Source organism: Nocardioides gilvus, from assembly GCF_003194605.1.
In the GTDB taxonomy this organism is placed as follows: Bacteria; Actinomycetota; Actinomycetes; order Propionibacteriales; family Nocardioidaceae; genus Nocardioides; species Nocardioides gilvus.
The window spans coordinates 34,372-46,690 of the sequence record NZ_QHKY01000001.1 but is presented as its reverse complement, the minus strand read 5'-3'; the positions used below and the strand labels follow the sequence as shown (position 1 = coordinate 46,690).

The 12,319-nt window shown below is 68.4% G+C and carries 12 protein-coding genes and 1 riboswitch; of the genes, 9 read left to right on the top strand and 3 right to left on the bottom strand.

The features are described from left to right. The first annotated feature begins 50 nt into the window (after positions 1–50). From coaBC to DNK52_RS00195, 7 genes are all read left to right on the top strand, one after another. A complete protein-coding gene (coaBC, locus tag DNK52_RS00225) occupies positions 51–1,292 on the top strand; it encodes a bifunctional phosphopantothenoylcysteine decarboxylase/phosphopantothenate--cysteine ligase CoaBC (protein ID WP_110239879.1) in 1,242 nt (413 codons plus the stop codon). A 70-nt stretch (positions 1,293–1,362) separates the two neighbouring features. Next, positions 1,363–2,556 carry a methionine adenosyltransferase gene (gene metK / locus DNK52_RS00220; RefSeq protein ID WP_110238566.1) on the top strand — a complete coding sequence of 398 codons (1,194 nt, stop codon included), beginning with the start codon at positions 1,363–1,365 and terminating at the stop codon, positions 2,554–2,556. Between the two features lie 49 nt (positions 2,557–2,605). After that, the gene (locus tag DNK52_RS00215) at positions 2,606–4,642 is read left to right on the top strand and encodes a primosomal protein N' (protein ID WP_110238565.1); all 2,037 of its coding nucleotides are present in this window, start codon (positions 2,606–2,608) and stop codon (positions 4,640–4,642) included. An 83-nt stretch (positions 4,643–4,725) separates the two neighbouring features. Beyond that, the gene (gene def, locus DNK52_RS00210) at positions 4,726–5,271 is read left to right on the top strand and encodes a peptide deformylase (protein ID WP_110238564.1); all 546 of its coding nucleotides are present in this window, start codon (positions 4,726–4,728) and stop codon (positions 5,269–5,271) included. Position 5,272: 1 nt separating this feature from the next. Then, entirely contained in the window at positions 5,273–6,202 is a 930-nt protein-coding gene (gene fmt / locus DNK52_RS00205) for a methionyl-tRNA formyltransferase (RefSeq protein WP_110238563.1), read from the top strand. A 59-nt stretch (positions 6,203–6,261) separates the two neighbouring features. Then, a complete protein-coding gene (locus DNK52_RS00200; protein ID WP_110238562.1) occupies positions 6,262–6,678 on the top strand; it encodes an MmcQ/YjbR family DNA-binding protein in 417 nt (138 codons plus the stop codon). Beyond that, a complete protein-coding gene (locus DNK52_RS00195) occupies positions 6,671–8,077 on the top strand; it encodes a transcription antitermination factor NusB (protein ID WP_110238561.1) in 1,407 nt (468 codons plus the stop codon). Before DNK52_RS00200 ends, DNK52_RS00195 begins: the two co-directional genes overlap by 8 nt. Before the next feature lie 21 nt (positions 8,078–8,098). Here the strand turns inward: DNK52_RS00195 and DNK52_RS00190 are convergent, their stop codons facing one another. The 3 genes from DNK52_RS00190 to DNK52_RS00180 form a co-directional block, all read right to left on the bottom strand. Further along, on the bottom strand, positions 8,099–8,818 hold the full coding sequence (locus DNK52_RS00190; protein WP_110238560.1) for an AAA family ATPase: 720 nt from the start codon (positions 8,816–8,818) through the stop codon (positions 8,099–8,101). 31 nt (positions 8,819–8,849) lie between these two features. Then, entirely contained in the window at positions 8,850–9,401 is a 552-nt protein-coding gene (locus tag DNK52_RS00185) for a hypothetical protein (RefSeq protein WP_110238559.1), read from the bottom strand. Positions 9,402–9,682: 281 nt separating this feature from the next. Continuing rightward, positions 9,683–10,231, bottom strand: coding sequence for a hypothetical protein (locus DNK52_RS00180; protein ID WP_110238558.1), 549 nt, complete (start codon positions 10,229–10,231; stop codon positions 9,683–9,685). Between the two features lie 138 nt (positions 10,232–10,369). Here DNK52_RS00180 and ligD point away from each other — a divergent pair, with 138 nt between their 5' ends. Beyond that, complete coding sequence (ligD, locus tag DNK52_RS00175) at positions 10,370–11,338, top strand: non-homologous end-joining DNA ligase (RefSeq protein ID WP_110238557.1); 969 nt, start codon at positions 10,370–10,372, stop codon at positions 11,336–11,338. A 17-nt stretch (positions 11,339–11,355) separates the two neighbouring features. Then, positions 11,356–12,024, top strand: a complete 669-nt coding sequence (rpe, locus tag DNK52_RS00170; protein ID WP_110238556.1) for a ribulose-phosphate 3-epimerase — start codon at positions 11,356–11,358, stop codon at positions 12,022–12,024. A 111-nt stretch (positions 12,025–12,135) separates the two neighbouring features. Next, positions 12,136–12,264, top strand: a riboswitch (FMN riboswitch). The last annotated feature ends 55 nt before the right edge of the window (positions 12,265–12,319 follow it).

The window sequence follows — 12,319 nt, the reverse complement described above, 5'->3', positions numbered from 1 at the left end:
CCGTGAGCGGTTGCGTGATCTGAGTGACTGCACACGAGATCGACGATGTGATCGACGAGGCCGCGCCCCCCTCGGGGGCGCGGCCCCGCGTCGTACTCGGGGTGAGCGGCGGCATCGCGGCCTACAAGGCCTGCGAGTTGCTGCGTCGCTTCACCGAGTCAGGACACGACGTGACGGTGGTGCCGACCGCTGCCGCCCTGGAGTTCGTCGGTGCCCCGACGTGGGCTGCGCTCTCCGGCAAGCCCGTCTCCGCCGGTGTGTGGGCCGACGTGCACCAGGTGCCGCACGTCCGTATCGGCCAGCAGGCCGATCTGGTCGTGGTGGCGCCCGCCACGGCGGACGTCATGGCCAAGGCTGCCCACGGGTTGGCGGACGACCTGTTGACCAACACCCTGCTGACCGCCCGCTGCCCCGTGGTCTTCGCGCCGGCGATGCACACGGAGATGTGGGAGCACCCCGCCACCGTGGCCAACGTCGCGACCCTGCGTGAGCGGGGAGCAGTCGTCCTGGAACCGGCAGAGGGGCGGCTCACCGGCAAGGACACCGGCAAGGGCCGCCTGCCCGAGCCGGTCGAGATCTTCGAGAGTGCCGTCCAGGTCATGCTGCGGGGAGCGGTGACCCAGGACCTCGCGGGTCGCCACGTGCTCGTCTCCGCCGGCGGCACCCGCGAATATCTCGACCCCGTGCGTTTCCTCGGCAACCGCTCGTCCGGGCTCCAGGGGTACGCGTTGGCGCGCGCAGCGGTGGCCCGCGGGGCGCAGGTCACCCTGGTGGCTGCCAACGTGACTCTGCCCGACCCCGCCGGCGTCGTGGTCCGCAAGGTCGAGACGACGGCACAGATGCGTGAGGCCGTGGTGGCCGGCGCGGCTCTGGCGGACGCGGTGGTCATGGCTGCGGCCCCCGCCGATTTCCGTCCGACGTCGCTGAGCGAGTCCAAGATCAAGAAGGCCGCCGACGGATCGGCCCCCGCCATCGAGCTCGAGCAGAATCCCGACATCCTGGCCGAGGTGGCTCAGAACCGTGCCCGCCAGGGACAGGTCGTGGTCGGGTTCGCGGCCGAGACCGGCGACACCACCGGCTCCGTCATGGAGCTGGGACGGGCCAAGCTTGCCCGCAAGGGATGCGACCTGCTGGTCGTCAACGACGTCAGCGGCGGCGCCGTCTTCGGATCGGCGGACAACGACGTGGTCATCCTCGACGCCGACGGCAGCGCCCTCGACGTGGAGCGCGGCTCCAAGAACATCGTGGCCCACGCCATCTGGGACCAGGTCGTGCGCCGATTCGTGATGTGAGACGGACGTCTTGCATGCTGGTCCGCCTCTAGTCTTGAGGGAACAACACCACCTGGGAGAGAGTGACACCGTGGCAGGACGACTTTTCACGTCTGAGTCCGTGACCGAAGGTCACCCGGACAAGATGGCGGACCAGATCAGCGACAGCGTGCTCGACTACCTCCTGGAGCACGACCCGGCCAGTCGGGTTGCGGTCGAGACCCTGTTGACCACCGGGCTCGTCGTCGTGGCGGGCGAGGTGACCACCAAGGCGTACGCGCCGGTCGCCGCGATCGTGCGCAAGAAGGTGCTCGAGATCGGCTACGACGCCTCCGACAAGGGGTTCGACGGCGCTTCCTGCGGCGTCACCGTGGCCATCGGTGCCCAGTCTCCCGACATCGCCCAAGGCGTCGACGATGCGCACGAGGAGCGGGTGGGGGAGTCCACCGACGACCTCGACAAGCAGGGTGCGGGCGATCAGGGTCTGATGTTCGGGTACGCGTGCGACGACACGCCTGAGTTGATGCCGCTGCCTATCACCATCGCCCAGCGCCTGGCAGAGCGTCTCTCCGCGGTCCGCAAGGACGGCACGTTGCCGCACCTGCGCCCCGACGGCAAGACCCAGGTCACCATCGAGTACGACGCCGACAACCGCCCGGTACGTGTCGACACCGTGGTGCTGTCGACCCAGCACACCGAGGAGACCGACCTCGACAAGCTCGAGGCCGAGATCAAGCAGCACGTCATCGACCCGGTGCTTGCCTCCTTCGACATCCCCAACGACGGCTACCGCCTGCTGGTCAACCCGACCGGTCGCTTCGTCATCGGCGGCCCCATGGGTGACGCCGGCCTGACCGGTCGCAAGATCATCATCGACACCTACGGCGGCATGGCTCGTCACGGTGGCGGTGCCTTCTCGGGCAAGGACCCGTCGAAGGTGGACCGCTCGGCTGCCTACGCCATGCGCTGGGTCGCCAAGAACGTCGTCGCAGCCGGTCTCGCCCGTCGCTGCGAGGCGCAGGTGGCCTACGCGATCGGCAAGGCTGCCCCCGTGGGTGTCTTCATCGAGACCTTCGGCACTGGCGTCGTCCCTGACGAGAAGATCCAGGAAGCAGTCCTCGAGGTCTTCGACCTGCGTCCCGCGGCGATCATCCGCGACCTGGACCTGTTGAAGCCGAAGTACGCCCAGACCGCGGCGTACGGCCACTTCGGTCGTGAGCTCCCCGGCTTCACCTGGGAGGTCACCGACCGTGCCGACGCCCTGAAGGCGGCCGTGGGCCTCTGAGATCGAGGCAGGGCGCCGGATGTCGGCGCCGACTGGTAGTAATTCGCACATGAGTGATGCACACGAGGCCGGGCAGCTGGACATGCTGCCCGGCCTCCGTGCGTCCGTGGCGCAGGCCAAGGCCCAGGTCAGCGAGAGCAGCCGACGCAAGGTGAAGGAGCAGGCGCCCGCCGAGGTCGACCCGGTGGCGCGGGTCCTCGTCGACGTGCCCCTGGCCCACCTCGATCGGCCCTTCGACTACCTGGTCCCGTTGACGATGACTGCGACTGCCGTGCCGGGAGCCCGCGTGAAGGTGCGTTTCGCGGGTCAGGACGTCGATGGGTTCGTCGTTGAACGGGTCGCCTCCAGCGACCACCCCGGAGCGCTGAAGCCACTGCGGCGCGTGGTCAGTCCGGAGCCGGTGCTGACCCCCGCGATCCAGGCGCTCTCCGCCGAGCTCGCCACCCGTTATGCGGGTGCTCGTGCCGACGTCCTCCGGCTGGCCGTGCCCCCGCGCCATGCGACGACCGAGAAGGCACCTCCGCTTCCGAGCGCTCTCGCGGTGTCTGCCGACCTGCCGGCCGCGCTGTTGGCCTGGCGAGGCCACGAGCCTGCCGAGCCCTTCTTGTCCCACCTGGCAGCCGGCGGGGCCCCGCGGGCTGTGTGGCAGGCCCTGCCGGGGGCCGACTGGCCGGCCCAGATGGCTCACGCAGCGGCGCTGACCGCCTCCAGCGGGCGGGGCGTCGTGCTCTGCGTGCCGGACCACCGCGACGTCGCCCGGGTGGCTGCCGCTCTGACCGCGGTGGTGGGCCCTGACCAGTTCGCGGTCCTGACCGCCGACCTGGGGCCGGCGCGTCGATACGAAGCCTTCCTGTCCGTGGTCCGGGGCCAGCGCCGGATCGTGGTCGGCACGCGCTCGGCTGCCTTCGCTCCCGTCGTCGATCTGGGTCTGGTAGTGATCTGGGACGACGGTGATGACCTGCATGCCGAGCCGAGGGCCCCCTACCCGCACACCCGCGAGGTGCTGCTCACCCGCGCCGAGCACGAAGACGCAGCCGTGCTCCTCGGGGGTCTCGTACGCACCGTCGAGGCCGAGTACCTGGTCCGGACGGGGTGGGCCCACACACTCGGGCCAGCACGGGCGCTGGTGCGTGAGTCGGTCCGCGTCGACCTCGTGGCCACCGACGAACAGGCCAAGGGCGCCAGGGTGCCCGGGCAGGCTGTCACTGCCGTGCGCCGTGCCCTCGAGCACGGCCCGGTCCTGGTGCAGACCCCGCGTTCGGGATACGCCGCGCATCTGGGGTGCGAACGCTGCCGTACGCCGGCGCGCTGCCAGTCCTGTCGAGGGCCGCTGCGGCTCGCTGGCCCGACCGAGCCACCCACCTGCGGCTGGTGCGGGATCGTCGACCATGCGTGGGCCTGCCAGGAGTGCGGACACCGAGGGCTGCGGGCCCCGGTGATCGGGCGCGACCGGACGGCCGAGGAGATGGGGCGCATGTTCCCGGGCCACACGGTGCGCAGCTCCGGCGGTGACCGTGTGCTGAGCGAGGTCGGGGTCAGCGCCGACATCGTGGTGGCCACCCCGGGCGCCGAGCCGCCCGCTCGCCAGGGATACGAGGCAGTGTTGCTGCTCGACACCTGGCTGGGTCTGGGGCGCAGTGACCTGCGTTCTGACGAGGAGGCCGTGCGCCGCTGGTTCAACGCCGCCGCTCTGGTGCGTCCGGGCGGCCGCGTGATCGCGATGGGCGATCCCTCGCTCCCGTTGCTCCAGACCCTGGTCCGTTGGGACCCTGTCGGGTTCGCGGGGCGCGAGTTGGAGGCTCGTCAGAGCGCGCACCTGCCACCGGCAGTGCGCATGGCCTCGGTGACCGGACTCCCGGACGCAGTGGAGGAGGCGATGGCACTGGTGGAGCTGCCTGCTGTCGCCGAGGTGCTGGGACCGGTCCCGGTGCTCCAGCGCGAGGAGACGGAGGAAGTACGCGTGGTGATCCGGGTGCCCCGTCACCTCGGAGCAGCCCTGAGCCAGGCGCTCGGTGACATGCAGAGGGCCCGTTCGGCGCGGCGTCTGGCTGCTGTCCGGGTCCAGGTGGAGCCCCTCCAGCTCTGATGTGATCCCCGCAGGGCGCAGGGCGGGGGAGTCGTGCGCCTACGTAGACTGGCGACGAATCCGACGATCGAGGAGCACCATCCGTGGCAGTCCAGCCCATCCGCCTGTTCGGCGATCCGATCCTCCGCAGACCGGCGCTGGAGGTCGTGACCTTCGACAAGGAGTTGCGCACGCTGGTCCAGGACCTCACCGACACCATGGTCGAGGCTTCGGGTGCGGGTCTCGCGGCTCCCCAGATCGGGGTGGGCCTGCGGCTCTTCACCTGGCATGTCGACGGCGAGATCGGTCACCTGATCAACCCGTCCCTCGACCTCTCCGACGAGATCCAGGACGGGCCTGAGGGGTGTCTCTCCCTGCCCGAGTTGACCTACGACTGCCGCCGAGCGCTCAATGTCGTGGCCACCGGCTTCAACATGCACGGCGATCCGGTCAAGGTCGAGGGTTCCGAGCTGCTGGCTCGCGCCCTCCAGCACGAGACAGACCACCTCGACGGAGTGCTCTTCATCGATCGCCTCGACCCCGATGCGCGCAAGGCCGCGATGCGTGAGATCCGGGAGTCGGAGTGGTTCGGCCTGGATCAGCCGACGGTCAAGGTCTCACCCCACGCCACGAACGGATTCGGTTTCTGACATGCGCCTCGTCTTCGCCGGCACCCCTGAGGTTGCCGTTCCTTCCCTCAACGCCCTGGTCGACTCACCCCACGAGGTGGTCGCCGTGATCACACGTCCTGACGCTCCGTCGGGTCGTGGCCGCAAGTTGGTCGCCAGTCCGGTCGCGCAGCGGGCCGAGGAGTTGGGGATACCGGTGCTCAAGCCGGAGCATCCACGCGACCCCGACTTCCAGGCTGAGCTGACGGCCCTCGCTCCTGAGGCGTGCCCGGTGGTGGCGTACGGCGCGCTCCTGCCGCAGTCGGCTCTCGACATCCCGAAGCACGGGTGGATCAACCTGCACTTCTCGATCCTGCCCCAGTGGCGTGGCGCAGCCCCGGTGCAGCACTCGGTCTGGGCCGGGGACGAGTTCACCGGAGCCACCACCTTCCGGATCGTCAAGGCTCTCGACGCAGGTCCGACCTTCGGGGTGATGACCGAGCGGATCCTCGCGACCGACACCTCCGGCGACCTGCTGGGTCGACTCGCCGAGGGCGGAGCCCACCTGCTGGTGCAGACCATCAACGGCATCGAGTCGGGTGAGATCGAGGCACGCGAGCAGCCGACCGAGGGGATCACGATGGCGCCCAAGATCCTGGTCGAACACGCCGAGATCGACTGGAGCCAGCCTGCAGTGGCGATCGATCGACAGGTTCGCGCCTGCACGCCCGCCCCCGGAGCCTGGAGCACCCATGACGGGGAACGCATCAAGATCGGGCGCCTCACCCCGGTCGAGCGCGAACCGTTGGCTGCCGGCGAGTTGGAGGTCACCAAGAACGCGGTCTTCATCGGCACGGGTTCGACCCCGGTGCAGCTGGGCGAGGTCAAGGCGTTCGGCAAGAAGCAGATGCAGGCCGCCGACTGGGCCCGAGGTGTGCGCCTCGAGTCGGGCGTACGCTTCGGCAACACCTGAGGTCGTCGGCGCACTCGCTGGGCTGTCACGCAACAGTGTCGCTGGCCTAGGCTCGTCAGATGAGCCAGCCAGCCCGGCCCGAGGACGTGGACGAGATCTGCGGGTCCCTGCCCGAGACCGAACTCGGTACCTCGTGGGGGGATGTCCCCACGTGGAAGGTCCCGCCGGGCGAGAAGGGCAAGGGGTTCGTGATGTACCGACAACCGCGCCAGGATGCCAAGCATCCCGTGACCGGTGAGGTGTACGACGATCTCGTCGTCATCCTCACGCCGGGGCCGGGGGAGAAGGCCGCACTGGTCGAGGACCCCGACTCGCCGTTCGTCACGATCGACCACTTCCGCAACTTCAACGCCGTACTGGTCCAGGAGTCCCGCCTGGGTGAGATCACCCGGGACGAACTGGCCGAAGTCATCACCGATGCCTGGTTGACCCGGGCCCCCAAGAAACTGGTCAAGGAGTTCCTCGCAGATGGCTGAACCACGGCGACGCGGAGCAGGACAACAACGGCGCCGGCAGGGGGCCCCAGCGCGCGGCGCCACCGCGAAGCCGGCGCCGCAGCCACGCGAGTCGAAGGTCGACCCTGCCCGGAGAGCGGCCTGGGAGGTCCTCAAGGCGGTTCGCGTGGACGATGCGTACGCCAACCTCGCCCTGCCCCAGGCGTTGGCGACGTTCGAACTCAGCGGTCGCGACGCTGCCTTCGCCACCGAGCTCACCGCCGGCACGATCCGCAGTCAGGGCCTTTACGACGCCATCATCGATGCGTGTCTGGACAAGCCCAAGCTCGAGGCGAAGGTGCGCGACGTGCTGCGGCTCGGCGTCCACCAGGTCCTGGCCATGCGGGTGCCGGACCACGCCGCGATCGACTCCTCGGTCGAGCTGGCCCGGGAGCGGATCGGTACCGGTCCCACGGGCCTGGTCAACGCCGTGCTGCGCAAGGTGATGAGCCAGGACCTCGCCGCCTGGATCAACCAGGTGGCGCCCCCGTTGAAGAAGGACCCCAACGGTCACCTCGCGGTGGCCACCTCGCACCCCAGGTGGATGGTCGAGGAATTGCGCGGCGCCCTCTACGGTCACGGCCTCAGCACGGACGCCCTGCCTGACCTGTTGGCTGCCGACAACGTCTCGCCGCGCGTGACGTTGGTGGCGCGCCCCGGGCTGGTCGAGGTGGAGGAGTTGGTCGAGGCCGGCGCGGAGCCTACGGGTCGCTCGCCCTACGCCCTGACCTGGACCGGGGGTGACCTGAGCTCGTTACCTGCCGTCGCCCAAGGTCGGGCTGGCATCCAGGACGAAGGCTCACAACGAGTGGCCCTGACGCTCGCCGAAGCTGAGCTCACGGGGCGTGATGAGCGCTGGCTGGACCTCTGCGCGGGCCCGGGAGGCAAGACTGCTCTGCTGGCTGCCATCGCCGCCACGCGTGGTGCGAAGGTGCTGGGCAACGAGCGCCAGCACCACCGGTCCCAGTTGGTCTCACGAGGCGTTCGGGCTGTGCCCGGGGGAATGCTCGGTGTCGTCACGGCCGATGGACTCAACCCGGCGTGGGCGCCCGGCACGTTCGACCGGGTGCTGGTCGACGCCCCGTGCACGGGGCTCGGCGCACTCCGGCGCCGGCCGGAGTCTCGTTGGCGCCGTACGAAGGCCGACATGGACGACCTGGTCGAGCTCCAGAAGGGTCTGCTGGCCACGGCGTTGGACGCTGCCCGGGTCGGGGGAGTCGTGGTCTACGCGACCTGTTCGCCGGCGATCCCCGAGACCCTCGACGTGGTCGATGCCGTGCTGGCCACCCGCACCGATGTCACGCGCGAGGAGGTCACCCAGTTGTGGCCGCACACCGACGGTTGCGACGCCATGTTCTCGGCGGTGCTGCGCAAGCAGTGAGGTCGCCCCTCAAGTGGTGGTTCAGTCGACCAGGTGACGCAGGTAGCGCTCCGGTTCGTTCATGAACGACCTCCAGTGCCAGACCAGGTCCAACTCGTCCCAGGTCGCTTCGCGCAGACCCCATGCCCCGACTTCGAGGAGGCGGGCGCCCGGCAGTGCGGCGAGGACCGGGGAGTGAGTTGCACAGAGCACCTGGCCGCCCGCGGCGACGACGTCGAGAAGGGCGGACATGAGGGCGAGCGTCCCCTGGAACGACAGGGCGGCCTCGGGTTCGTCGAGGACGTAGAAGCCCGGGCCCGTGAGGTGCTCGCGCACCACCTCGAGGAAGGACTCGCCATGGCTCACCTCGTGGTAGCGCGGACCCGGGCCGCCGAGACCCTCGGCGAACGTGTACCACGAGTGCATCGTCTCGGCCCGCAGGAAGAACCCCCACCGTCGAGTGCCGACGCCGCGCTGGGCCCGGATGATCTCGCCGAGTGGTGACTCCGTCGCACGGGTCGAATGGACACCGTTGATGGTGCCTCCCTCGGGGGACAGTCCGTACGCGGCGGCAGCGGCTTCGACCACGGTCGACTTGCCGGAGCCGTTCTCGCCGACCAGGAACGTGATCCCGGGGGAGAGGACCAGCCCGTCGCGGACCACTTGGGCCACGGCGGGGACGGTCATCGGCCACTGATCCCGGGGCAGCGCAGTCGGATCGTCAACGTCGAGGCGTACCACCGGTGGCTGCTGCAGGCGCATGGTGCGCAGCCTAGACACCGCCTCGCGCTGGTCAGCGGATCCTGGTGGGCCGTGCCTCCAGGACGCGCAACGACTGTGGCGTACCGGCCACGACATGGGTCCCGTCGATGTCGATCCAGGCGCCGCCACCCACGCGGTAGCGACCGGTGTAGGTCACGTCGACGCTGGGGCGTACGGCATCTGAAGCGCGTCGGTACGCGTGAGTGATGGTCGCGTTCGGGTGGGCTGCGCCGGGAGTCGTGGTGGTGTGCGTGGTGACGTCCTCCTCGGTGGCGTCGTCGCCCGGCTGGGCCCAGTGCCACGTCCAGGAGGTGGGAGTGGCTTCGAGTTGGATGCGCACCCCGAGCAGCGTGACGGAGCGGGACTGAGCGGCCGTGTCCGGCGTGCGGAAGATCGTGGGGAGGTTGACCAGCGTCTCACCGTCCGGAGGCTGGATCAGCAGCGTGGCCTCGGGCCAGGTGAGCTCCGTGAAGGCTCGACGGACCTCCACCTCGGTGACGCCTTCGGTCACCTCAGACTCGTCGTCGAGGCACAGAGTCGCCACGTAGGTCCAGTCCTCCTGACCGACGGTGGCCTCTTCCATCCAGTAACTGCTCTTCCCCTCCCAGTAGCAATCAGATGCGCCTCGACACTCGTCTCCGCCCTCATATTTGCAAGTGATCCGGTAGCGGTACTTCTTCGTGGCGACATTCCTGTTGACACGCTCACGCGCCTGATGGGTGGTGTAGGTGCATTCGCGCTCTAGTTCCAGGAGATCGGACCTTTGATCACATGACCGGGACGCCCAAGCTGGGGTGCCAGAGCCCTCGACCAGTTCGAGGAGTCCGAGGAGTCCGGCCACCAGCACGAGAACGAGCGATCGACTCATTGGCCTTCTTCCACCAGTTGAGCGAGTACGAAGCTGTCTTGATGCCTTTTCAGGTGGATTCTGTAGCGGCTCTCCCCGCCTTCCAAACTCTCAACCGGAGCTCCCGCAGTTGACTGGTATTCAGTCGGCGCCGCAGCAACCTTGACGGAATACCGGTTCCGTCCCTTCTCGTCCACCCCTTGGATCAAGCGACCATCTGTGCGGATGAAGCCGTCGTTGGCATAGATCTCTTCGACCCTTTTGACCAGGGCTTCGCAGGGTTGGCAGCCCGCCGACAGGGCGGCGTACTCCTCCGTCTTGCCCGTGTTCTGCATCTCGCGTTCAACCTCGGCCCACCGCACCAGGAACTCTTTGACGGTTTCCTTCTTCGGGGCGGCGTCAACCGTCGGGCTCGGCGGCTCGGCCGTCGGCTCCTCTGCGAACTTGGGCTCGGGTTGCTCCCCGGAGCAGCCCACCAGCAAGGTCAGCCCCATCGCGACGGCGACGAGCGAAGCGCTGACGCGCCGAGCGCCCTGGCGGTGAAACAGAGGAGGCAGACGAAGCATGGGGTCCCTTCCCGAAAATGGTTCGTTCGGGAGCGTAGGGGTTCAAGAGCGCCGCGTGGGCGCCGTCCACGTCGTCTGTGCACAACTCGACCAAGTTCCCCCAAGTGGAGGAGACCCTCACCTGAGTACGGTGAACCCATGGCCAGTTCCCCGTTCGTCGAGATCGAGGTCGAGGACCGTCTCGTCAAGGTCACCAACCCTGAGCGCATCTACTTCCCGGAGATCGGTGCGACCAAGCTCGACCTGGTCGAGTACTACCTCTCCGTCGGGGACGGGATCGTCAACGCCCTGTACGAGCGCCCGTGCATGCTCCACCGGTTCCCCAAGGGACTCGCTGGCGACAAGGTGCACCAGAAACGGATCCCCAAGGGCGCACCCGACTGGGTCGAGACCGTCGAGCTCCACTTTCCGCGCTACAACCGCACCGCCGACGAGCTCTGCGTGACCTCGCTGGCCTCGGTCGCGTGGGCCGTGCAGATGTCGACCGTGGAGTTCCACCCCTGGAACAGTCGCCGCGCCGACACCGAGAAGCCGGACGAGTGGCGCATCGACCTGGACCCCGGCCCGGAGTGTGACTGGGCGACCGTGCAACGGGTCGCTGGCGTAGTGCACGAAGTCCTTGACGAACTGGGCGCAGTCGGCTTTCCCAAGACCAGCGGCGGCAGCGGTCTGCACGTCTACGTCAGGGTGCCTGCCGAGCACGGTTTCGCGGACGTACGTCGCGCAGCCCTCGCGTTCGCCCGCGAGGTCGAGCGCCGCGCACCCGACGACGTGACCACGGCCTGGTGGCGCAAGGACCGGGACCCGAAACACCTCTTCGTCGACTACAACCAGAACGCACGCGACCACACGATCGCCTCCGCCTACTCGGTGCGGGGAGTGCCGAACGCTCAGGTGAGCGCCCCGGTGAGGTGGGACGAGGTGGATGCCTGCGAGCCGGGCGACTTCACCATCCGGACCGTGCCGCAGCGCTTCGAAGAGCTCGGTGACCTGCACTCCGAGATCGATGACCACCCCTTCGACCTGGCGCCCCTGCTCGAGTGGTCGGACCGCGACGAAGCCGACGGAGAAGAGGCAACAGGTCCGGACGAGGACGGGGCGGGCTGAACGCATAGACTGCCCTCGTGGGAATCCAGATCACGCCGTCCATCCTCAACACCGACTTCTCCCGCCTCGGGGAGGAGATCGCTCGCATCCCGAGCGCCGACTGGATCCACGTCGACGTGATGGACAACCACTTCGTCCCGAACCTGACCTTCGGCCCGTCGATGATCGAGGCGCTGAACCGCGCGACCGAGACCCCGTTGGACGCCCATCTCATGATCGAGGACGCGGACCGCAATGCTCCCGCGTACGCCGAGGCCGGGGCAGACAGCGTCACCTTCCACATCGAGGCCACCAAGGCTCCCATCCGTCTGGCCCGCGAGATCCGCCTGCAAGGGGCTCGCGCCTCGATGGCATTGAAGCCGGCCACCCCCATCGAGCCCTACGAGGACCTGCTCCCCGAGCTCGACATGCTGCTCATCATGACGGTGGAGCCCGGGTTCGGCGGCCAGAAGTTCCTCGACCTCTGCCTTCCCAAGATCCGTCGTGCCCGCGCACTGATGGAGAAGCATGGCGTCGAGACCTGGCTGCAGGTCGACGGCGGTGTGAGCCTCGAGACCATCGAACGTTGTGCCGAGGCAGGCGCCGACGTCTTCGTGGCAGGCTCCGCGGTCTACTCCGCCTCTGATCCTGATGCGATGGTGCGCCAGTTGAAGGTGACCGCCGAGATGGCCAGTCCGCTCCTCTGACGGAAGTCACCCCGCCCCGCCTGACTCCTGGTCGGGTGAGGTACGTCATCTGGGCCTGAACGCTCTGACCCCGCGCAATGGGTTAGTCTTCACCCATCGAGTTGACTCAACTCGCGTGCTCTGGGGGCGGTGAAATTCCGCACCGGCGGTAAAGTCCGCGACCCGGCCACTGCCAGTGGCCGGTTGAACAGGTGAAATTCCTGTACCGACGGTTAAAGTCCGGATGAGAAGCGCACGCAGATGGATCCACGCTGCAACGTTGTTGCATTTTCTGGATCCGTCGGCAGACCTCCCT